20 protein-coding genes and 1 tRNA gene are annotated in these 20,642 nt (G+C 62.5%); 16 read left to right on the top strand and 5 right to left on the bottom strand.

Features of this window, described 5'->3' with window-relative positions; all coding sequences use genetic code 11:
• Positions 1–41: 41 nt before the first annotated feature.
• The 3 genes from KY379_RS04530 (at position 42) to KY379_RS04520 (ending at position 3,993) form a co-directional block, all read left to right on the top strand.
• Positions 42–1,625, top strand: coding sequence for an aldehyde dehydrogenase (NADP(+)) (locus tag KY379_RS04530; protein WP_196171886.1), 1,584 nt, complete (start codon positions 42–44; stop codon positions 1,623–1,625).
• 83 nt (positions 1,626–1,708) lie between these two features.
• Positions 1,709–3,076: an MFS transporter gene (locus tag KY379_RS04525; RefSeq protein ID WP_230385289.1), complete on the top strand. Its 1,368-nt coding sequence runs from the start codon at positions 1,709–1,711 to the stop codon at positions 3,074–3,076.
• Positions 3,073–3,993: a 2-hydroxyacid dehydrogenase gene (locus KY379_RS04520; RefSeq protein WP_196171885.1), complete on the top strand. Its 921-nt coding sequence runs from the start codon at positions 3,073–3,075 to the stop codon at positions 3,991–3,993. The genes KY379_RS04525 and KY379_RS04520 overlap by 4 nt, the downstream gene beginning before the upstream one ends.
• Before the next feature lie 45 nt (positions 3,994–4,038).
• On the opposite strand, the gene KY379_RS04515 is transcribed toward KY379_RS04520, so the two are convergent.
• The 4 genes from KY379_RS04515 to KY379_RS04500 all read right to left on the bottom strand — a co-directional run bounded on the left by KY379_RS04515 (position 4,039) and on the right by KY379_RS04500 (position 8,607).
• Positions 4,039–6,525, bottom strand: coding sequence for a TonB-dependent siderophore receptor (locus KY379_RS04515; protein WP_196171884.1), 2,487 nt, complete (start codon positions 6,523–6,525; stop codon positions 4,039–4,041).
• 102 nt (positions 6,526–6,627) lie between these two features.
• Complete coding sequence (locus KY379_RS04510) at positions 6,628–7,575, bottom strand: FecR domain-containing protein (protein ID WP_261239101.1); 948 nt, start codon at positions 7,573–7,575, stop codon at positions 6,628–6,630.
• 3 nt (positions 7,576–7,578) lie between these two features.
• The gene (locus KY379_RS04505; RefSeq protein ID WP_261239099.1) at positions 7,579–8,091 is read right to left on the bottom strand and encodes a sigma-70 family RNA polymerase sigma factor; all 513 of its coding nucleotides are present in this window, start codon (positions 8,089–8,091) and stop codon (positions 7,579–7,581) included.
• Between the two features lie 431 nt (positions 8,092–8,522).
• Positions 8,523–8,607: transfer RNA gene (locus KY379_RS04500), tRNA-Leu, on the bottom strand.
• Between the two features lie 107 nt (positions 8,608–8,714).
• Between KY379_RS04500 and queA the strand changes: the two genes are divergently transcribed.
• The 6 genes from queA to KY379_RS04470 all read left to right on the top strand — a co-directional run bounded on the left by queA (position 8,715) and on the right by KY379_RS04470 (position 14,779).
• Positions 8,715–9,764 carry a tRNA preQ1(34) S-adenosylmethionine ribosyltransferase-isomerase QueA gene (gene queA / locus KY379_RS04495; RefSeq protein WP_133326523.1) on the top strand — a complete coding sequence of 350 codons (1,050 nt, stop codon included), beginning with the start codon at positions 8,715–8,717 and terminating at the stop codon, positions 9,762–9,764.
• Between the two features lie 14 nt (positions 9,765–9,778).
• Positions 9,779–10,894 carry a tRNA guanosine(34) transglycosylase Tgt gene (gene tgt / locus KY379_RS04490; RefSeq protein ID WP_176510082.1) on the top strand — a complete coding sequence of 372 codons (1,116 nt, stop codon included), beginning with the start codon at positions 9,779–9,781 and terminating at the stop codon, positions 10,892–10,894.
• Positions 10,895–10,934: 40 nt separating this feature from the next.
• A complete protein-coding gene (gene yajC, locus KY379_RS04485; protein WP_110735801.1) occupies positions 10,935–11,270 on the top strand; it encodes a preprotein translocase subunit YajC in 336 nt (111 codons plus the stop codon).
• A gap of 64 nt (positions 11,271–11,334) precedes the next feature.
• Positions 11,335–13,197 carry a protein translocase subunit SecD gene (gene secD, locus KY379_RS04480; RefSeq protein WP_133326519.1) on the top strand — a complete coding sequence of 621 codons (1,863 nt, stop codon included), beginning with the start codon at positions 11,335–11,337 and terminating at the stop codon, positions 13,195–13,197.
• A 10-nt stretch (positions 13,198–13,207) separates the two neighbouring features.
• Positions 13,208–14,116, top strand: coding sequence for a protein translocase subunit SecF (secF, locus tag KY379_RS04475; protein WP_133326517.1), 909 nt, complete (start codon positions 13,208–13,210; stop codon positions 14,114–14,116).
• Between the two features lie 120 nt (positions 14,117–14,236).
• A complete protein-coding gene (locus KY379_RS04470; RefSeq protein WP_133326515.1) occupies positions 14,237–14,779 on the top strand; it encodes a glycine zipper 2TM domain-containing protein in 543 nt (180 codons plus the stop codon).
• A gap of 68 nt (positions 14,780–14,847) precedes the next feature.
• Here the strand turns inward: KY379_RS04470 and suhB are convergent, their stop codons facing one another.
• A complete protein-coding gene (gene suhB, locus KY379_RS04465; protein ID WP_133326513.1) occupies positions 14,848–15,666 on the bottom strand; it encodes an inositol-phosphate phosphatase in 819 nt (272 codons plus the stop codon).
• 150 nt (positions 15,667–15,816) lie between these two features.
• On the opposite strand from suhB, the gene trmJ reads away from it, so the two are divergent.
• The 7 genes from trmJ to hscB all read left to right on the top strand — a co-directional run bounded on the left by trmJ (position 15,817) and on the right by hscB (position 20,634).
• Positions 15,817–16,587, top strand: coding sequence for a tRNA (cytosine(32)/uridine(32)-2'-O)-methyltransferase TrmJ (gene trmJ, locus KY379_RS04460; protein ID WP_196171880.1), 771 nt, complete (start codon positions 15,817–15,819; stop codon positions 16,585–16,587).
• A gap of 3 nt (positions 16,588–16,590) precedes the next feature.
• Positions 16,591–17,376, top strand: a complete 786-nt coding sequence (cysE, locus tag KY379_RS04455) for a serine O-acetyltransferase (RefSeq protein WP_196171879.1) — start codon at positions 16,591–16,593, stop codon at positions 17,374–17,376.
• 179 nt (positions 17,377–17,555) lie between these two features.
• Positions 17,556–18,047, top strand: a complete 492-nt coding sequence (iscR, locus tag KY379_RS04450; RefSeq protein ID WP_133326507.1) for a Fe-S cluster assembly transcriptional regulator IscR — start codon at positions 17,556–17,558, stop codon at positions 18,045–18,047.
• A gap of 53 nt (positions 18,048–18,100) precedes the next feature.
• A complete protein-coding gene (locus KY379_RS04445) occupies positions 18,101–19,315 on the top strand; it encodes an IscS subfamily cysteine desulfurase (protein WP_133326505.1) in 1,215 nt (404 codons plus the stop codon).
• A gap of 46 nt (positions 19,316–19,361) precedes the next feature.
• On the top strand, positions 19,362–19,748 hold the full coding sequence (gene iscU, locus KY379_RS04440) for a Fe-S cluster assembly scaffold IscU (protein WP_007929523.1): 387 nt from the start codon (positions 19,362–19,364) through the stop codon (positions 19,746–19,748).
• Positions 19,749–19,780: 32 nt separating this feature from the next.
• Positions 19,781–20,104, top strand: a complete 324-nt coding sequence (gene iscA / locus KY379_RS04435) for an iron-sulfur cluster assembly protein IscA (RefSeq protein ID WP_008092567.1) — start codon at positions 19,781–19,783, stop codon at positions 20,102–20,104.
• Between the two features lie 8 nt (positions 20,105–20,112).
• On the top strand, positions 20,113–20,634 hold the full coding sequence (hscB, locus tag KY379_RS04430) for a co-chaperone HscB (protein ID WP_133326503.1): 522 nt from the start codon (positions 20,113–20,115) through the stop codon (positions 20,632–20,634).
• Positions 20,635–20,642: the final 8 nt, after the last annotated feature.

Here is a 20,642-nt window from a genome sequence, read left to right as displayed (position 1 = left end):
AGATTAGCGCCCATCTCTTTCGCAACGCCAAGGGTGCATCCATGACTTCATTCGCAGGTCAACAATTCATCGGCGGGGTTCGCCGCGCTACCGGTCAGGCCACATTGCATAGTGTCGATGCACGCACCGGCCAAGTGATGCCCGGGGCGTTCCATCAGGCAACGGATGCGGAAGTGGACGCCGCCGCGCTGGCTGCTGCGGCTGCCTATCCAACCTACCGGGCCCTTTCCGCTGGACGTCGGGCCGATTTTCTCGACGCCATTGCCGAGGCGTTGGATGCCTTGGGCGCTGATTTCATCGAGACCGTTTGCCGTGAAACGGCACTGCCACCTGCCCGCATTCAGGGCGAGCGCGCACGTACCAGTGGCCAGCTACGACTATTTGCCACGGTGCTGCGTCGGGGTGATTTTGCCGGTGCGCGTATCGACCGGGCGCAACCCCAGCGGACTCCACTGCCACGCCCGGACATCCGTCAATGCCGCATGGGCTTGGGTCCGGTAGCGGTATTTGGCGCCAGCAATTTCCCTCTGGCGTTCTCCACAGCAGGTGGAGATACCGCCGCCGCATTGGCCGCGGGCTGCCCGGTGGTGTTCAAGGCGCACAGCGGCCACATGGCCACGGCGCAGTGGGTCGCCGAAGCCATTGTCGCCGCTGCCGAACGCTGCGACATGCCAGCGGGCGTTTTCAATATGGTCTTTGGTGCTGCAGTCGGCGAAGCGTTGGTCAAGCACCCTGCCATCCAGGCCGTCGGCTTCACTGGCTCGCTCAAGGGGGGCCGAGCATTGTGTGACATGGCGGCGGCGCGACCACAGCCGATCCCGGTGTTTGCTGAGATGAGCAGCATCAACCCGGTGCTCGTGTTGCCCGCGGCACTCGCTGCCCGTGGCGAAACCGTGGCCCGAGAATTGGCCGCTTCGGTGGTGCTGGGCTGTGGACAGTTTTGCACCAACCCGGGCTTGGTGCTGGGCGTACGCTCCCCTGAATTCAGTGCCTTCGTCGAGCACTTGCGTGTGCAGATGGCCGACCAGGCGCCGCAGACCATGCTCAACCGCGGCACGCTGGCCAGTTATGCCCGCGGTGTGGCCGCGCTCAAGGGGCTGACGGGCGTCCGTCATCTTGCGGGTGGTGAACAGCAGGGTGATCAGGCCTGGCCGCAATTGTTCCAGGCTGATGTGCAGCTGTTGTTGGACGGTGAGCCCTTGCTGCAGGAAGAGGTCTTCGGCCCCGCCACGGTGGTGGTCGAGCTGGCCGACCAGGCCCAGTTGCTGGCTGCACTGCACGCTCTGGGCGGACAACTGACCGCGACCTTGATCGGCGAAGCGCATGACTTCGCAGAGGCTGCACCGCTGGTGGCAGTACTTGAGCAGAAAGCTGGCCGGGTGCTGGTCAACGGCTATCCGACCGGTGTCGAGGTGTGCGACGCCATGGTCCACGGTGGCCCGTATCCGGCCACCTCCGACAGCCGTGGCACTTCGGTCGGAACCCTGTCGATCGACCGTTTCCTGCGCCCGGTGTGCTACCAGAACTTCCCCGATGCGCTGCTGCCCGAGGCGCTGCGCGATGCCAACCCCCTGGGGCTGCTGCGCCTGATCGATGGCCAGCCCAGCCGCGACCCGATTCGCTAACGCACTACCGCCGGACGCGGTCGCGTCCGGCGCTCTTTCGATAACAACAATCAGGCATGCACGACATGTCGAGAGGCTTGGCCATGACTCATCAAACTGTCGACCCCGCCAGCGATCAGGCTTTTGAAGATCGCACCTACCGCAAGGTCATCTTGCGTATCCTGCCGGTCCTGCTGCTGTGCTACATGGCGGCCTACCTGGACCGGGTCAACATCGGTTTTGCCAAGTTGAGCATGCTCGACGACCTGCAATTCAGCAACACCGTGTACGCGCTGGGCGCCAGCGTGTTCTTCTGGGGCTACTTCCTGTTCGAGGTACCCAGCAATTTGCTGCTGCATCGCTACGGCGCGCGGTTCTGGATCGCCCGCATCATGCTGAGCTGGGCCATCATCTCCATGGCCGTGGCGTTCACCCAGCCACTGGCGGCGTTCTTCCACCTCGAGTCCAGCACCATGTTCTATGTGCTGCGTTTTCTGCTTGGTATCTGCGAGGCCGGTTTCTTTCCAGGCGTGATCCTGTATCTGAACTACTGGTTCCCGACCCATCGGCAGAGCCGGGTGATGTCCGGTTTCCTGATGGCGATGCCGGTCAGCCTGACCCTGGGCGGCGTACTTTCGGGCTGGCTGATGACCAGTCTGGATGGCTGGCACGACATGGCTGGCTGGCAGTGGATGCTGCTGATCGAAGGCGTGCCTTCGGTAATCATGGCAGTGGTGGTGTTTACCTGCCTGTGCGACAACATCGATAAGGCCGGCTGGCTGTCGGACGCCGAAAAGCGACTGCTCAAGTCCAATCTGCAGCAAGAAGAGCATGGCAAGGTCTCGCGTCTGGGCGAGGTGTTCTTCAGCCCGCGGGTTTGGTTGTTGGTGTTCATTCTGCTGACGTTCAACACGGGCTTCTATGGCCTGGCCTTCTGGATGCCGTCGATCATCAAGAGTGCCGGCGTCAACAGTAGCCTGGAGATCGGCCTACTGACTGCCATCCCCTATGGCGTTGCGGTGATTGCCATGTTCCTCAACGCACGCCACTCCAACCGCACGGGCGAGCGCCGCCTGCATGCTGCGGTACCAGCGTTCATCGGCGGCTGCGGGCTGATTCTCAGTGCGGCGTTCTCCGGCAATGTCGTGCTGTCGATCTTGTTCCTGACGGTGGCCGCCTCCGGTGTGCTCAGTCTGATGCCGATCTACTGGACACTGCCGGGCACGGTGCTGTCAGGGGTGGCCGCGGCTGCGGGCATCGGCATGATCAACGCCATCGGTAACCTGTCAGGATTCACCGGTTCGATGATCACCGCCGTGGCGGAAAACCTCACCGGTGACATCAACAACGGCACCTACGTGCTCGGCTTGTGCCTGTTCATCAGTGGCGCGCTGATTTTGGCGATCCCGGCAGCCATGCTTGGGCGTCCGAAGTCGCAATCGGATTCGCGTTTGGAACTGGAGGCTGCATGAACGGAGCGTACCAACCGGCTCTGTTGATGCTCGCGCCGTTGTTGGCCGAGCATGAGACCCGTCTGGCCGAACGCTTCGTGCTGGTACGCGCATACGATGCCGATGCCCGCCAGGCGCTGCTGGCCGAGCGGCCCGAGCGCTTCGCGGCATTGGTCACCAATGGCGTGCAGGGCGTGCCACCTTTGCTCATGGCGGCATTGCCCAAGCTGTCGCTGATTGCGGTCAATGGCGTGGGAGTCGATGCCATCGACCTGGAGCAGGCGCGCCTGCGGGGGATTCGTGTCAGCACGACCGATGACATCCTCACCGATGCGGTGGCCGACCAAGCCGTAGCGCTGCTGTTGGCATTGTTGCGCCAGGTGTGCCTGGCCGACCGTTTCGTGCGGGCGGGCCACTGGCGCCAGGGCGGCTTCCCACGCCTGGGGACCAGCCTGCGCGGGCAACGGGTGGGCATCATTGGCCTGGGCCGCATCGGTACGGCAATCGCCGAGCGTTTGCGGCCCTTCGGCGTCGAACTGGCTTACCACAACCGACGGGCACTGGCCGGCTGCGAGCATACCTACCATGACGACCCACGTAGCCTGGCCGCGGCCAGCGACATTTTACTGGTGGCGGCAGCGGGTGGTGCGGGCTCCCGGCACCTGGTCGATGCCCAGGTACTGGAAGCGCTCGGTGCAGAAGGCGTACTGGTGAACGTGGCGCGTGGCAGCGTGGTCGACGAGGACGAACTGGTGGCGCGGTTGAGCGATGGTCGGCTCGGCGGCGCTGCGCTGGATGTGTTCGCCGACGAACCCCGGGTGCCCGAGGCACTGTTGGCCTTGGACAATGTGGTGCTGCAACCGCACCTGGGCAGCGCAACGCTGCAGACGCGGCGAGCGATGGCCGATCATGTGGTGCGTGTGGTGCTGGGAGGGTAGAACCGTACAACGCAGGTGCCGAGCGGGCTTGTCCGCGAATGTGGGTCAGAACGTCCCTTTCAAAGTCACCATGAAGTTGCGCGGCTCGCCGTAGAAGTTGCCCCAGCCTGGAGCACCGATGGTTGCGTAATACTTCTTGTCGAACAAGTTGTTGCCATTGAGCGCGACGCTCCAGTTCTGGTCGATGCGGTACTGCACGCGGCCGCTCCACAGCGTGTAGCCAGGTTGCACCACGCGAGTGGTGCCAGTCCTGCGCGAATTGTCGCTCTGGCTGTTCATGCCGGCGCCGAGGGTCCAGCGATCCAGTTCACCGGCCAACTGGTAATCACCCCAGACCTTGAGCATGTGCCGCGGAATGAAGCTGGAAGTGAAAGTCAGTTCGGTCGGGTCAGTGTCGTTGATCGTTTCAAGGTACTTGGTCTGGGTATAGGTATACCCGGCCAGCAGTTGCAGGCGTTCGATCGGCGAGCCACTCACTTCGGCCTCGAAGCCCTGGGCGCGGACCTTGCCACTGTCGGTGTAGCAATACCCATCGCCAGAGCCTGGGCAGACATCGGCGTAGTCGGTTTCGGCACGGTGGTCCTCGATGGTCCGGAATAGATTGAAGGCGGTGTTGAGCGCACCGTCGAGCAGTTCGCCCTTGATGCCTATTTCATAGTTAGCGCCGGTCTTGGGCTGCAACGCCTGACCCTGGGCATTCACCAGATTGCCCTGCGGCTGGAAGATATCCGAGTAGCTGGCATAGGCGGTCCACTGGTCGTTCAGGTCGTAAAGCACTGCAGCGAAGGGCGTGACCTGGCCGTTTTCCTGGCTGCGGTTATGCACCCAGTAATCCCAGGCCTGGGTGTAGGAATCGCTGCTGTTGCGGTACCAGCTGACCCGCGCACCCAGCACCAGGGTCAGCGGCTCGGCCAGCTTCAGCCGCAGGTTGGCATAGGTGCCCCACTGGCGGGTGCGGGAGTCGGTCGGCTCGCTGCCGCCGCGGATCGGGTTGGCCAGGTAGTCGGCCTTGGACGGCTGGGGAAAGTTCGATGATGGGTCGAACGGGTTCTGCGTGCCGCTCAGCGACATCAGGGCGAAATAATCGTGAGTCTTCTGGTCGCTGGCGTTGGCGCCGAAGATGATCTCGTGTTCCAAGCCGAACGCCTCGAACGTGCCGTCGACGTAGCTATCGAAGCCGTAGTCGTCCTGGTCGTAGTCGAAGCGCCCGGCGTAGCGGCTCATGGCCCCGCTGCTGGCACCGACCGGGACCGAGCCCTCGGAGTAGCCGTACTCGATGTTCTGGTTGTTGTGGGTGTAGATCGAGGCAAAGTTCAGCGCCCAGTCTTCGTTGAAACGGTGCTTGAGGTCGGCGAAGGCGGTGATGCGCTGGCTTTGCAGGTCGTTCCAGCTGGCGCCCAGGCAGGTCGAGCGCGACAGCTTGAGGTCGGCGCCATCGGCGTAGCGCGGCAGGCCGTGGTAGCACGGTGAGGCGTCGACATCCTCGTAGGCCAGACCGAAGCCGAGGGTGGTGTCCTCGCTGACGTCCCAGTCGAGGGCGCCGTACAACACCTGGTCCTGGCGATCGGCATTGTCGTAGAAATACTGGCGGTCCTGCAGCGTCGCCACGGCGCGGCCACGCAGGGTGCCCGATTCGTTCAGCGGGCCACCGACATCCACCTGGCCGCGGTAATTATCCCAGCTGCCGGCGGACAGCGTGACCGTGGTGGTGGGCTTGTCCTGGCCGCGCTTGCGGACGAAGTTGACGCCACCGGCAGACGAGCCAGAGCCCTTCATCATGCCGGCAGCCCCCTTCAGAATCTCGACCCGGTCATAGAACGCCATGTCGCTGGAAAAGCTGTTGGCCTGGACGTAGTTGCCGCCCACATCCAGCGGCACGCCGTCATACTGGTATTGGCCGTCGAGATTGAAGCCGCGTGAGTAGAAGTACTTGCCGCCCATGGGCGAGTCGTAGACGGTGATACCCGGGGTCTTGTCCAGCACCTGTTCGAGGGTGTTGAGGTTCTGGTCGTCGAGCATCTTGCGGGTCATCACCGTGACCGACTGCGGGGTTTCACGCAGGCTATGCACGCCCTTGCCGATGGTCACCGCACGAGCGGCGTAGGAGCCCGTGCCTTCCGAGGTTGCGTTCAAGAGCTGGCTGGAGATCGTCGTCGCGCCCAGCTCCAGGGCACCTGCGCTGTCGGGGGCCAGGGAGAAGCTGCCGTCGTCGACGGCAATGATGTGCAGCCCTGTGCCACCGAGCAGAATCTGCAAGGCTTCGCCGGGGCTGTGCTCGCCGCTGACGCCTGGGCTGCGCAGGCCACGGACCAGCTCCGGCTCGTAGGACACGCTGGTCGAGGTGGCGGCGGCGAACTGCTTGAGCGCGGTTTCCAGCGGGCCGGCGGCGATCGCCACGGTGGTCGCGGTCGGGTGTGGCTGGGCGTGCAGCGGCACGCTGGCGAGCACCAGCACGCTACCCAGCAGGGCCCGGCGCAGGGCCTGCTGCAAGGAAGCGTACCGATATCCGCGGATCAGAGGGGTGGAGGGCATGGGAGTTCCTTTCGCCGAGTTGGCCAGGTGAGTGCAGTTACAGACCAAGTCGAATGAGAAAGAAAATCGATAACCCCCAGGCGAAATTTTTTTCAGGGGCATTCAGGCCGGTTGCAACTGCACCCAGTAGCGCGTGAAGTGGCGGGCCTGCAGCGACAGCGTGGTGCACAGGTTACGCAGCACCAGGTCGCTGTCGGCCAGTTGGAACGCGCCGGAAATCCGCAACGCCGCGATGTCGGCCGAACAGCCAAGGTGCCCGCGCCTGTAGCGTCCGAGCTCGCGCAAGAATGCCTCCAGGCGCCAGTCGTGGACCACCAGCATGCCCTGGGTCCAGGCATCTTCGTCACCGCTGGCCGGCTGGACCGCCTGGCAATGTTGCGCGTCGAAGCTGACGCACTGCCCGGCCTCGACACGGGTGACCTGCCCTGTAAGCGAGGCCGGGCGCACTTCCACGGCATGCTCCTGCACGCTGACCTGCGACCCCTCGCCCTCGCGGCGCACCACGAACCGCGTGCCGAGGGCGCGTACCGAACCCTCGGCTGTATGCACGAGCAAAGGCCGGGCCAGTGGGTCCGGGCTGGTACTGATGGCGATTTCGCCGCGTACCAGTTCGATGCTGCGCAGGCGTGCATCGAAGCGGATGTTCACCGCGCTGCCGGTGTTGAGTTGCAACTGGCTGCCATCGGCCAGGGTCAGGTCGCGCCGTTCGCCAATGGCGGTCTGCTCGTCGGCCCGCAATGCTCGCAGCGTCGGTTGGCGCCAGCCGAGCACGCCGCTGCCACCCACGAGCATGAGCACGCCGAGCACCTTGAGACTGGCGCGGCGTCGGGCGAACGCGCTATTGAGGGTGCGCTCGCCGATGCCGGGGGTGATGCGCTCGAGCTTGCTCTGCAGCATACCCACGCGGCTCCAGGCTGCTGCGTGGCTGGGGTCGGCCGCCAGCCAGCGGCTGTGCGCGCCGAGCAGCGCCGGGTCGCTGGGCGCGCAGCGCAGTTCGACGTACCAGCTGGCGGCGGCTTCGAGCACTTCGCGGTTCAGCGCCGGGCTCATGGCTCAGCCCTCCAGGTGCAGCAGGACGTGGGTCAGGGCCCGGGTCGCGTGCTTCTTCACGGTGGTGACCGACAGCGACAGGCGCCGGGCGATCTCCACGTAGCTCAGCCCTTCGAGTTGCGACAGCAGGAACACGCTACGGGTGCGGGCACCCAGGCCATCGAGCATGGCATCGATTTCGACCAGGGTTTCGAGGATCAGCAGGCGTGTTTCCGGCGAAACCTCCAGCGCTTCGGGCTGGGTGGCCAGGGTTTCCAGGTAGGCACGCTCGATCGAGCGGCGGCGGTAGCTGTCGATGAGGATGCTGCGCGCCACGCTGCTCAGGTAGGCCCGCGGTTGGCGCAGGTCGAACACCCGGCGGGTGCTCAGCAGGCGCACGAAGGTGTCGTGGGCGAGGTCCGCAGCAGTCTCGCTGCAGGCCATGCGCTTGCGCAGCCACTGGTGCAGCCAGTCGCTGTGGTCGCGGTACAGGGTGCCGACGGTGTCCTGGGGAGAGGGGGGCGAGGAAGCTGGCATGTGGCGTCAGTTAATGAGAATTGTTTCCAATATTCTCCGACACTGATGGCACTGGATGCAAGCGGGGCTGTAGGGGCGTCATAATTAGGAATTTGCTGCCTGGAGGGCTAGAAGACCGCGCATGTCTGCAGGGGTGAACGGGCTGGGCGGTGTACCGCTTCAGCAGGAATCTGGTAACGATGATTGCGAACTAGGACCAAAAGGGGAAGACCCAAGGGGGACAGATTTAACCGCAGTGCACATGAACGCGAATAGCAGGGCTAAAGCCGATGCTAAGGGCGGTCCGAGGCACTTTTGGCGACCTTGTTCATGAAGCTGGGCAATCGCCATTTGCGACGATCATTCGAGTACGAAAGCATGCACGTTCTTCCTTGAAAGCCTGAATTCCAGGCAAAAAAAAACCTTGCCGAAGCAAGGTTTCTTTCTGGATTTGGTGCCCCGAGGGAGACTCGAACTCCCACTCCTTTCGAAAACGGATTTTGAATCCGCCGCGTCTACCAATTCCGCCATCAGGGCGTGTGGCGCGCAGTATAGAGAGGTGCTAAACGTCGGTCAATCGGGTTTCATGGTCAATTTTCACACATTGGGCTAAACTTCCCGACCCTGCCGAACCGAACATCATCATGCGCGTCGCCGATTTTTCCTTCGAACTCCCCGATTCCCTGATCGCCCGCCACCCTCTGGCCGAGCGCCATGGTAGCCGTCTGCTGGTCCTCGATGGGCCGAGCGGTGCGCTGGCGCACCAGCAATTCCCCGACCTGCTCGAGTACCTGCGCCCAGGTGACCTGATGGTGTTCAACAACACCCGGGTGATTCCGGCGCGGCTGTTCGGCCAGAAAGCCAGTGGCGGCAAACTCGAGGTGCTGGTCGAGCGTGTCCTCGACAGCCACCGGGTACTCGCCCACGTGCGCGCCAGCAAGGCGCCCAAGGTCGGTACGCAGATTCTCATCGACGGCGGTGGCGAGGCGGAAATGACCGCACGCCACGACACGCTGTTCGAACTGCGCTTCAGCGAAGAGGTGCTGCCGCTGCTCGACCGCGTCGGTCACATGCCGCTGCCGCCTTACATCGACCGACCCGATGAGGGCGCCGACCGTGAGCGTTACCAGACCGTCTACGCCGAACGTGCCGGCGCGGTGGCCGCACCCACCGCAGGCCTGCATTTCGACGAAGCGCTGCTGGAGAAGATCGCCGCCAAGGGCGTGGAGCGTGCGTTCGTCACGCTGCACGTCGGTGCCGGTACCTTCCAGCCGGTGCGGGTCGACAAGATCGAAGACCACCATATGCACAAGGAATGGCTCGAAGTGAGCCAGGACGTCGTCGATGCCATCGAGGCCTGCCGTGCCCGTGGCGGGCGCGTGGTGGCAGTGGGAACCACCAGTGTTCGTTCGCTGGAAAGCGCGGCGCGCGATGGCGTGCTCAAGGCCTTCAGCGGCGACACCGATATCTTCATCTACCCAGGCCGGCCGTTCCATGTGGTCGATGCGTTGGTCACCAATTTCCATCTGCCGGAGTCCACGCTGCTGATGCTGGTCTCGGCCTTCGCCGGTTACCCTGAGACCATGGCCGCTTACGCGGCGGCGGTCGAGCAGGGTTACCGCTTCTTCAGTTACGGTGATGCCATGTTCATCACCCGCAATCCGGCGCCACGCGGCCCTGAGGATCAAGCATGAGTCGCACCTGTCGAATGTCCTTCGAACTGCTGGCCACCGACGGCAAGGCCCGTCGTGGCCGCCTGACCTTCCCGCGTGGCACGGTCGAGACCCCGGCGTTCATGCCGGTGGGCACCTATGGCACGGTCAAGGGCATGTTGCCGCGTGACATCGAGGCCATCGGTGCCGAAATTATCCTCGGCAACACCTTCCACCTGTGGCTGCGTCCGGGTACCGAGGTGATCAAGAAGCACAATGGCCTGCATGACTTCATGCAGTGGAAGGGCCCGATCCTTACCGATTCCGGTGGCTTCCAGGTGTTCAGCCTGGGCGCCATGCGCAAGATCAAGGAAGAAGGGGTGACCTTCGCCTCGCCGGTCGACGGCTCCAAGGTGTTCATGGGGCCTGAGGAATCGATGCAGGTCCAGCGTGATCTGGGTTCGGACATCGTCATGATTTTCGACGAATGCACTCCGTATCCCGCCGAGCATGATGTGGCGCGTACGTCCATGGAGCTGTCGCTGCGTTGGGCTCAGCGTTCGAAGAACGCCCATGCGGACAACACCGCGGCGCTGTTCGGCATCGTCCAGGGCGGCATGTACCAGGACTTGCGCATGCGCTCGCTGGAGGCGCTGGAGAACATCGGTTTCGATGGCTTGGCCATTGGCGGTCTTTCGGTGGGTGAGCCCAAGCACGAGATGATCAAGGTGCTCGACTACCTACCTGGCCAGATGCCGGCTGACAAACCTCGTTACCTTATGGGGGTAGGCAAACCGGAGGATCTGGTTGAGGGTGTGCGCCGCGGTGTCGACATGTTCGACTGCGTGATGCCGACGCGCAACGCACGCAATGGCCATTTGTTCGTCGACACAGGGGTGATCAAGATCCGCAACGCGTTCCATCGCCATGATGATTCGCCGCTGGATCCGACCTGTGATTGCTATACCTGCACCAACTTCTCCCGCGCTTATCTCCATCACCTGGACAAATGCGGCGAAATGTTGAGCAGCATGCTGAATACCATCCACAACTTGCGCCATTACCAGCGCTTGATGGCCGGTTTACGCGAGGCTATTCAACAGGGTAAATTGGCCGCCTTTGTCGACGCCTTCTATGCCAAGCGTGGGCTGCCTGTGCCGCCTTTGGACTGACTGTCCGCTCTTATAAACAACTTAGCAACTGGAGTGCCTAATGAGCTTCTTGATTCCCGCCGCCTACGCGGACGCTGCAGCACCTGCCGCTGGCCCAGCCGGTACCGGCTTCGAGTGGATCTTCCTGGTCGGTTTCCTGGTCATCTTCTACCTGATGATCTGGCGCCCGCAGGCCAAGCGTGCCAAAGAGCAGAAGAACCTGCTGAGCAACTTGCAAAAAGGCGATGAAGTTGTCACCAACGGCGGTATCGCCGGCAAGATCGTCAAGGTCGCCGACGACTTCGTAGTACTGGAAGTGTCCGACAATGTCGAACTGAAGTTCCAGAAGGGCGCCATCGCCGCGACCCTGCCTAAAGGCACGCTGAAGGCAATCTGAGTTACCGGTTTTATTTTTCCAGTCGGGGCGCGCAACGCGCCCCGCGTCTTGAACGGGCGGCGTGATGCTGAACAAATATCCTCTGTGGAAATACGCACTGATCGTGTTGGTTCTGGCGATCGGTTTTATTTATTCCGCACCCAACCTCTACCCGGATGACCCGGCGGTGCAGATCAGTGGTGCCAGTTCGGCGCTGCAGGTCACTCAGGCCGACCTCGACCGCGTCACCAAGGCACTGGCCGACGCCAAGATCACCGTCAAGGGCGCGAGCCTGGGCGAGAAGGGCAGTGGACTGGTACGCCTGACCAATCAGGAAGACCAACTGCCAGCCAAGGATGTCGTGCGCAAGGCACTGGGCGATGATTATGTCGTGGCCCTGAACCTGGCCCAGACCACTCCGCAATGGCTGCGCAACCTGGGGGCGAGCCCCATGAAGCTGGGTCTGGACCTGTCCGGTGGTGTGCACTTCCTGTTGGAAGTGGACATGGACAAGGCCATGACGGCCCGCATGAAAGTCTACGAAGGCGAGGTCAAGACCTTGCTGCGCAAAGAGCGCGTCCGCTACCGCAGCCTGCCGCAGCAGGACGGTGCTGTGATGCTGGGCTTCGCCGACGATGCTACCCGCGAACAGGCACGTGCCCTGATCCGCAAGAATTTCAATGATTTCGATCTGACCACCACTGAGCGCAACGACCTCGCCGTGCTGCGCCTGGCACTGACCCAGGCCAAGGTTGCCGAGATCCGCGAATACTCGATCAAGCAGAACCTCACCACCGTGCGCAACCGCGTGAACGAGCTGGGTGTGGCCGAGCCGCTGGTCCAGCGCCAGGGCGCCAACCGCATCGTGGTCGAGCTGCCAGGTGTGCAGGACACGGCCGAGGCCAAGCGTATTCTCGGCAAGACCGCGAACCTCGAGTTCCGCTTCGGTGCCGAACCGGGTGCGTCCAAGGCGACCACCGAGGTCTTCGAGTTCCGTGAAGGCGGCCGCTCCGCGGCGGTCGAGCGTGGCTTGATCATCACCGGTGACCAGGTCACCGACGCCCAGGCCAGCTTCGACGAGCATGGTCGTCCACAGGTGAACATCCGTCTCGACGGTCACGGTGGCGAGTTGATGAGCCGCGCTACCCGCAGCAATGTCGGGCGCAGCATGGCGGTGATCTTCATCGAGCAGAAGCCGGTCACCCGTTACGTCAAGCAGACTGTCGACGGTGTCGAGAAGGACGTCCCGGTCCAGAGCTTCCAGGAAGAGAAGAAGATCATCAGCCTGGCGACCATCCAGTCGCCGCTGGGCAGCCAATTCCGCATCACCGGCCTCAACGGTCAGGGTGAGTCGTCCGAGCTGGCGCTGCTGCTGCGTGCCGGTGGTCTGGCCGCGCCGATGTACTTCGCCGAAGAGCGCACCATCGGTCCAAGCCTGGGTGCCGACAACATCACCAAGGGTATCGATGCATCCCTGTGGGGCATGTTGTTCGTCTCGCTGTTCATCATCGCCATCTACCGTGGTTTCGGTGTGATCGCGACCGTCGCCCTGGCCGGTAACATGGTGCTGCTGCTGGCGCTGATGTCGCTGCTGGGTGCGACCCTGACTCTGCCGGGTATTGCCGGTATCGTCCTGACCATGGGTATGGCGGTGGACGCCAACGTGCTGATCTTCTCGCGGATCCGCGAAGAGATAAAGGCTGGCATGTCGGTGCAGCGCGCCATTCACGAAGGTTTCAGCCGCGCCTATACCGCGATCATCGACGCCAACCTGACCAGCTTGCTGGTGGGCGGTATCCTGTTCGCCATGGGCACAGGTCCGGTCAAGGGCTTTGCGGTCACCATGTCCCTCGGGATTTTCACCTCGATGTTCACCGCGGTCATGGTGACCCGCGCCATGGTCAACCTGACCTGTGGTGGGCGTGACATCAAGAAGCTGTGGATTTGAGGGAGCTACGATGAAAACCATCAATTTCATGGGCGTGCGCAATGTTGCGTTCGCCGTCACCGTGCTCCTCACCGTGTTGGCGTTGTTCAGCTGGTGGCAAAAAGGCCTGAACTTCGGGCTGGACTTCACAGGCGGTACGCTGATCGAGCTGACCTATGAGCGACCGGCCGATCTCAAGTCCGTGCGCACCGAGTTGGTCGACGCTGGCTTCCACGAAGCCGTGGTGCAGAGCTTTGGCGCTACCACCGACCTGTTGGTGCGTATGCCGGGCGATGATCCGCAACTGGGCAACAAGGTTGCCGAGGCCTTGCAGAAAGCGGGTGGCGACAACCCGGCCACGGTCAAGCGTGTCGAATTCGTAGGCCCGCAGGTGGGGGAAGAGCTGCGTGACCAGGGTGGCCTGGGCATGCTGTTGGCGCTGGGAGGGGTGCTTATCTACCTGGCTTTCCGCTTCCAGTGGAAGTTCGCTGTGGGGGCGATTGTCTCGCTGATCCACGACGTGGTGGTCACCCTCGGGATCCTTTCGTTCTTCCAGATCAGTTTCGACCTGACGGTGCTGGCGGCGGTCCTGGCGATCATCGGTTACTCGCTCAACGACACCATCGTCGTGTTCGACCGGGTTCGTGAGAACTTCCGGGTCATGCGCAAGGCCTCTTTGATCGAGAACATCAACGTTTCGACTACCCAGACCCTACTGCGCACCATCGCCACCTCGGTGTCGACGCTGTTGGCGATCGGTGCGTTGTTGGTCTTCGGTGGCGACAATCTGTTTGGCTTCTCCCTGGCGCTGTTCATTGGCGTCATGGCGGGTACCTACTCCTCGATCTACATCGCCAACGTGGTGTTGATCTGGCTGAACCTGAACAGCGAAGACCTGATCCCGCCGGCGAAAACCGAGGGTGTGGACGATCGTCCGTAAAGGGCTTTTCGTACACCGCCTGACGGCAAAAAAGGCGCAAGTGCTGAACTTGCGCCTTTTTTTTCGCTCCAAGGCAGGGAGAAGGCGGGCCAGTTCCCGCGGCAAGTTCAGGAGGTTCATGTGAATAAGTCAATGCTGGTAGGTGCGGTGCTGGGGGCTGTGGCTGTCACGGCTGGAGGTGCTGTGGCGACCTACAGCTTGGTCAAGAAGGGCCCTGAATACGCCCAGGTCACCGACGTGCAACCGATCAAGCAGCAAGTGAAGACCCCGCGTGAGGTCTGCAAGGACGTGACCGTGACCCGTCAGGCGCCGGTCAAGGACCAGCACCAGATCGCAGGTACGGTAGTGGGCGCCCTTGCCGGCGGGCTGCTGGGTAACCAGATTGGTGGTGGTACCGGCAAGAAGATAGCTACGGTGGCCGGTGCGGTCGGTGGTGGCTATGCCGGTAACAAGGTGCAAGAGGGTATGCAGGAGCGTGATACCTATACCACTACGCAGACTCGCTGCAATACCGTCAACGACGTCAGCGAGAAGGTGGTGGGCTATAACGTCAAGTACACCCTCGGTGACAAGGTTGGGCAGGTGAAGATGGATCGCGAGCCGGGTTCGACGATTCCGGTGGACGAGAACGGTAGGTTGATCCTGAGTGAGGCTGGGCAGTGATTTGAATGCCTGGCAACGAGACAAAAAAAAGCACCCCTCGGGGTGCTTTTTTTGTCTGCAATCGGTGCTTAGCGTTTCATGTACTCAGGCAGATGTGGCTGGATGGCAGTCAGCACGGCCTTGAAGCACTTGATGTTGCCAGCGACGATGTGACCCTTCTCGAGGAAGTCGTGACCACCGTTGAAGTCGCTCACCAGGCCACCTGCCTCTTGAATCAGCAGCACGCCGGCTGCCATGTCCCATTCGGACAGACCCGACTCCCAGAAGGCGTCGAAGCGACCGGCGGCAACGTAGGCCAGGTCCAGGCTGGCGGAGCCTGCGCGGCGGATGCCGGCGGTCTGGCCAGTCAGGGCGCGGAACATGCCCAGATAGTTGTCCATGTCGGCCATCTGGTTGTCACGGAATGGGAAGCCGGTACCCAGCAGCGCGCCTTCCAGGCTGGTGCGCGAGCTGACGCGCAGGCGGCGACCATTGAGCTGAGCGCCGCGGCCACGGCTGGCGGTGAATTCTTCCTGGCGAACCGGGTCGACGATCACGGCGTGTTCGAGGCGACCACGGTATTTGCAGGCGATGCTGACGGCGAAGTGCGGGATACCGCGCAGGAAGTTGGTGGTGCCATCGAGTGGGTCGATGATCCACAGGTAATCCTTGCCTTCCTCGCCGGTGCCGGCGTGCAGGCCGGTTTCCTCGCCCTGGATGGAGTGATTCGGGTAGGCCTTGCGCAGGGCGTTGACGATGCTCTGCTCGGCGGCGCGATCAACCTCGGAGACGTAGTCCTTTGCCTCTTTCTCGTCGACCTTGATGCTATCCAGGCGTTCGATGGAGCGGAAAATCAATTCACTGGCGCTGCGAGCGGCGCGCAGGGCGATATTCAGCATAGGCTGCATGGGCGGGTCACCTGGGATGTTAAAGAAGAAAGCCGCACATTCTAGCAGAAAACTTTGACGGCAGAAGTGCCACATTTGCTTTCGTGGCGTTACGCTGGTCGGTTCTGTAAGATCGTTTCCCCCTTTACCTGTATCTGTGAGCACAACACCTTGCTGCAAAATATTCGTGTTGTTCTGGTCAATACCAGCCACCCCGGCAACATCGGCGGCGCTGCACGTGCCATGAAAAACATGGGCTTGTCGCGCCTGGTGCTGGTGCAGCCGAAAGAATTCCCCGCCGCTGACGCGACCGCGCGCGCCTCGGGCGCCGACGACGTCCTGGCCAATGCCCAGGTGGTCGACAGCCTCGAGCAGGCGTTGGTCGGCTGTAGCCTGGTCATGGGCACCAGCGCCCGTGAGCGCAGCATTCCCTGGCCGCTGATCGACCCCCGGGAGTGTGGGGCCAAGGCGGTTGAGCATGCCATCGGCGGCGAGGAAATCGCCCTGGTGTTCGGTCGCGAGCACGCGGGCCTGACCAACGAAGAACTGCAGCGATGTCACTTCCACGTGCACATTCCGTCGAACCCCGACTTCAGCTCGCTCAACCTTGCCGCCGCGGTTCAGGTGCTCGCCTACGAGGTGCGCATGGCCTGGCTGGCGGCCGAGGGCGCGCCTTCCAAGGTCGAGAAGTTCGAAGCCAACTCGTTGCGCAGCAACGAGCCGGCGACCATGGACGAGATGGAGCTGTTCTATGAACACCTGGAGAAAACCCTGGTGGACATCGGCTTCCTTGACCCCGAGAAGCCCAAGCACCTGATGCCGCGTCTGCGTCGGCTGTACGGGCGCAGCGCGGTCAATCGTTCGGAAATGAGCATTTTGCGTGGCATCCTCACCGAGACCCAGAAAGTCGCACGGGGCGAGCCGCATAAACGGAAGGACTGACAGATGTTCGAGCGTCTGCGTGAAGATATCCAAAGCGTTTTTCATCGTGATCCGGCGGCGCGCAATGCGTTCGAGGTGCTCACCTGCTACCCCGGCATGCACGCGATCTGGTTGCATCGCCTTGGGCATGCGCTGTGGAAGCGCGATTTCAAGTGGCTGGCACGCCTGGTGTCGAACTTCGGTCGCTGGATGACCGGGATCGAGATTCATCCCGGCGCGACCATCGGTCGCCGCTTCTTCATCGATCACGGCATGGGGATCGTCATCGGTGAGACCGCTGAGATCGGTGACGATGTCACCCTATACCAAGGTGTGACCCTGGGCGGTACCAGCTGGAACAAGGGCAAGCGTCACCCGACCCTCGAGAACGGCGTGGTGGTCGGTGCCGGGGCCAAGGTGCTCGGCCCCTTCACCGTCGGTGCCGGGGCCAAGATCGGTTCCAATGCCGTCGTCACCAAGGCGGTACCGGCCGGCGCCACGGCGGTGGGCATCCCCGGGCGGATCATCGTCAAGAGCGAAGACAGCGAGGTCGAGGCCAAGCGCAAGGCCATGGCCGAGAAGATCGGCTTCGACGCCTACGGCGTGAGCGGCGATATGCCCGACCCGGTGGCACGCGCCATCGGTCAGATGCTCGATCATCTGCAGGCGGTGGACGAGCGACTTGAAGGCATGTGCGGTGCGTTGACCAAGATGGGCAGCGACTATTGCGCCAAGGAGCTGCCGGCGCTGCCTGAGGATGACTTCGCCGAGGAGGCGCAAGCTGCGCAGCGCGACACTCAGTCGCATTGATCGCGCCGCGGTGGCGGCCCGGTGACATATGGGGCGTGTGCTCACGCCCCATTGCTGCTACAATCGCGCCCGCCTCCCCCATGCAAACCCGACTAAAGCAGTAGGTCTAATAGTTGACTTAAATGCTCGGGAATCGCATACTCGCTCACATCCTGTAACTCCCGTGGTACCCATTAGCCATGCGACTGACTACCAAAGGCCGATACGCCGTGACTGCAATGCTCGACCTGGCATTGCACGCGCAGCATGGGCCTGTGTCTTTGGCCGACATTTCCGAACGCCAGGGCATTTCCCTCTCTTATCTGGAGCAGCTGTTCGCCAAGCTGCGCCGCAGTAGCCTGGTTTCCAGCGTGCGCGGCCCCGGCGGTGGTTACCAGCTGTCGCGGGGCATGGAGACCATCCAGGTAGCCCAGGTCATCGACGCGGTCAATGAATCGGTCGATGCCACTCGTTGTCAGGGCCTGGGGGACTGCCATGCCGGTGACACCTGCCTGACCCACCATCTGTGGTGCGACCTCAGCCAGCAGATTCACGAATTCCTCAGCGGCATCAGCCTGGCCGACCTCGTCATGCGCCGTGAGGTGCAGGAAGTCGCCCAGCGCCAGGACCTGCGTCGTGTCGCAGGTCGTTCCGCCCTGCTGGACAAGATTGAGACGTCCGCCGTCGATTGACCCGGATCCGATGACAGCGACGAGCGACGCCACCGCCTGATAGGAGATACCCAATGAAGTTGCCGATCTACCTCGATTACTCAGCGACCACCCCAGTCGACCCGCGCGTCGCCCAGAAAATGGCCGAATGCCTGCTGGTCGACGGAAACTTCGGTAACCCGGCCTCGCGTTCCCACGTGTTCGGCTGGAAGGCCGAAGAAGCGGTCGAGAACGGCCGCCGCCAGGTTGCCGAGCTGATCAATGCCGACCCGCGCGAAATCGTCTGGACCAGTGGTGCCACCGAGTCCGACAACCTCGCACTCAAGGGTGTTGCGCACTTCTATCAGACCAAGGGCAAGCACATCATCACCTCCAAGATCGAGCACAAGGCGGTCCTGGATACCGCTCGCCAGCTCGAGCGTGAAGGTTTCGAAGTCACCTACCTCGAGCCAGGCGAAGACGGCATCGTCACCCCGGCCATGGTCGAGGCGGTGCTGCGCGATGACACCATCCTGGTGTCGCTGATGCACGTCAACAACGAAGTTGGTTCGATCAACGACATCGCCGCCATCGGCGAGCTGACCCGCTCGCGCGGCGTGCTGTTCCACGTCGATGCCGCCCAGTCGGCAGGCAAGGTCGAGATCGACCTGCAAAAGCTCAAGGTCGACCTGATGTCGTTCTCGGCGCACAAGGTCTACGGTCCGAAAGGGATCGGCGCGCTGTACGTCAGCCGCAAGCCGCGGGTTCGTCTGGAGGCCATCATTCACGGCGGTGGTCATGAGCGCGGCATGCGTTCGGGCACCCTGCCGACCCACCAGATCGTCGGCATGGGCGAAGCCTTCGCCATCGCCAAGCAGGACATGGCCGCTGAAAACGCACGCATCAAGGCCCTGAGCGACCGCTTCTTCGAGCAGGTGTCCAACCTCGAAGAGCTGTACGTCAACGGCAGCCGCACCCAGCGCGTGCCGCACAACCTGAACCTGAGCTTCAACTACGTCGAAGGCGAGTCGCTGCTGATGTCCTTGAAGGACATTGCCGTGTCCTCGGGTTCGGCCTGCACCTCCGCTTCGCTCGAGCCGTCCTACGTACTGCGCGCCCTGGGTCGCAACGACGAACTGGCACACAGCTCGATCCGCTTCTCCTTCGGTCGCTTCACCACCGAAGAAGAAGTCGACTACGCCGCGCAGAAAGTCTGCGAGGCCGTGAACAAACTGCGTGAGCTGTCGCCGCTTTGGGACATGTACAAAGACGGCGTCGACATCTCCAAGATCGAGTGGGCCGCCCACTAAGCAGTCGCCGGCAAGAGCGGCTCCCTGATGAGGAAGGAATTGCACCATGGCATACAGTGAAAAGGTCATCGACCACTACGAAAACCCACGCAACGTCGGCAAGATGAATGCCGAAGATCCGGATGTCGGTACCGGCATGGTCGGCGCCCCTGCGTGCGGTGACGTGATGCGTCTGCAAATCAAGGTCAACGAGCAAGGCATCATCGAGGATGCCAAGTTCAAGACTTACGGCTGCGGTTCGGCCATCGCTTCCAGCTCCCTCGCCACCGAGTGGATGAAGGGCAAGACCCTGGATGAAGCCGAAACCATCAAGAACACCCAGCTGGCGGAAGAACTGGCGCTGCCGCCGGTCAAGATCCACTGCTCTGTACTCGCCGAGGATGCCATCAAGGCAGCCGTGCGCGACTACAAGCAGAAAAAGGGCTTGATCTAAGCCGCCCGTTGCAAGGTAACTGAGGAGCTCCGATGGCTATCAGCATGACAGAAGCCGCCGCCAACCACGTGCGGCGATCCCTCGAAGGGCGCGGCAAGGGCGAGGGCATTCGCCTGGGCGTGCGCACCACCGGTTGCTCGGGCCTGGCCTACGTGCTGGAGTTCGTCGATGAGCTGGCCGATGAAGACACCGTGTTCGAGAACCACGGGGTGAAGGTGATCATCGATCCCAAGAGCCTCGTCTACCTCGATGGCACCGAGCTGGACTTCGTCAAGGAAGGGTTGAACGAAGGCTTCAAGTTCAACAACCCCAACGTGCGCGGTGAGTGTGGCTGCGGCGAAAGCTTCAACGTCTGAGGCTGGCTGTGGGTACTCCTTGTCATTTCGCTCTGTTCGACCTCCAGCCCAGCTTCCGCCTGGACCTCGATAAGCTGGCCACTCGCTATCGCGAGCTGGCCCGCGAGGTGCACCCGGATCGCTTTGCCGACGCTTCCGAGCGTGAGCAGCGCGTCGCGCTGGAAAAGTCTGCCGCCCTCAACGACGCCTACCAGACCTTGCGCAGTGCGCCGCGTCGCGCCCGTTACCTGCTGGCCATCGGTGGCCATGAAGTGCCTCAGGAAGTCACGGTTCACGACCCGGACTTCCTGTTGCAGCAGATGCAGTGGCGCGAAGAGCTCGAGGAGCTGCAGGACGATGCCGATCTCGATGGCGTGGCCGTGTTCAAGAAGCGCCTCAAGGCTGCCCAGGACACGCTCAACGAAGATTTCGCCGCCTGCTGGGATGTGCCTGCCGAGCGTGAACAGGCCGAGCGCCTGATGCGCCGCATGCAGTTCCTCGACAAGCTCGCCCAAGAAGTGCGCCAACTGGAAGAGCGCCTCGACGATTAACCCGGTGT

The organism is Pseudomonas sp. HD6422 (genome assembly GCF_025377065.1).
GTDB classification, from domain to species: domain Bacteria; phylum Pseudomonadota; class Gammaproteobacteria; order Pseudomonadales; family Pseudomonadaceae; genus Aquipseudomonas; species Aquipseudomonas putida_U.
Note: the sequence above shows the minus strand (reverse complement) of the source record. Positions and strands in the feature narration are given on the sequence as shown.

Excerpts from the sequence above, each read along its gene's own strand:
- KY379_RS04505 (WP_261239099.1), bottom strand. The coding sequence starts at position 8,091 with ATGCCAGCTTCCTCGCCCCCCTCTCCCCAGGACACCGTCGGCACCCTG.
- KY379_RS04515 (WP_196171884.1), bottom strand. The coding sequence starts at position 6,525 with ATGCCCTCCACCCCTCTGATCCGCGGATATCGGTACGCTTCCTTGCAG.
- KY379_RS04520 (WP_196171885.1), top strand. The coding sequence starts at position 3,073 with ATGAACGGAGCGTACCAACCGGCTCTGTTGATGCTCGCGCCGTTGTTG.
- queA (WP_133326523.1), top strand. The coding sequence starts at position 8,715 with ATGCGCGTCGCCGATTTTTCCTTCGAACTCCCCGATTCCCTGATCGCC.
- KY379_RS04525 (WP_230385289.1), top strand. The coding sequence starts at position 1,709 with ATGACTCATCAAACTGTCGACCCCGCCAGCGATCAGGCTTTTGAAGAT.
- yajC (WP_110735801.1), top strand. The coding sequence starts at position 10,935 with ATGAGCTTCTTGATTCCCGCCGCCTACGCGGACGCTGCAGCACCTGCC.
- iscR (WP_133326507.1), top strand. The coding sequence starts at position 17,556 with ATGCGACTGACTACCAAAGGCCGATACGCCGTGACTGCAATGCTCGAC.
- KY379_RS04530 (WP_196171886.1), top strand. The coding sequence starts at position 42 with ATGACTTCATTCGCAGGTCAACAATTCATCGGCGGGGTTCGCCGCGCT.
- tgt (WP_176510082.1), top strand. The coding sequence starts at position 9,779 with ATGTCCTTCGAACTGCTGGCCACCGACGGCAAGGCCCGTCGTGGCCGC.
- suhB (WP_133326513.1), bottom strand. The coding sequence starts at position 15,666 with ATGCAGCCTATGCTGAATATCGCCCTGCGCGCCGCTCGCAGCGCCAGT.
- secF (WP_133326517.1), top strand. The coding sequence starts at position 13,208 with ATGAAAACCATCAATTTCATGGGCGTGCGCAATGTTGCGTTCGCCGTC.
- iscU (WP_007929523.1), top strand. The coding sequence starts at position 19,362 with ATGGCATACAGTGAAAAGGTCATCGACCACTACGAAAACCCACGCAAC.
- iscA (WP_008092567.1), top strand. The coding sequence starts at position 19,781 with ATGGCTATCAGCATGACAGAAGCCGCCGCCAACCACGTGCGGCGATCC.
- KY379_RS04445 (WP_133326505.1), top strand. The coding sequence starts at position 18,101 with ATGAAGTTGCCGATCTACCTCGATTACTCAGCGACCACCCCAGTCGAC.
- cysE (WP_196171879.1), top strand. The coding sequence starts at position 16,591 with ATGTTCGAGCGTCTGCGTGAAGATATCCAAAGCGTTTTTCATCGTGAT.
- secD (WP_133326519.1), top strand. The coding sequence starts at position 11,335 with ATGCTGAACAAATATCCTCTGTGGAAATACGCACTGATCGTGTTGGTT.
- KY379_RS04510 (WP_261239101.1), bottom strand. The coding sequence starts at position 7,575 with ATGAGCCCGGCGCTGAACCGCGAAGTGCTCGAAGCCGCCGCCAGCTGG.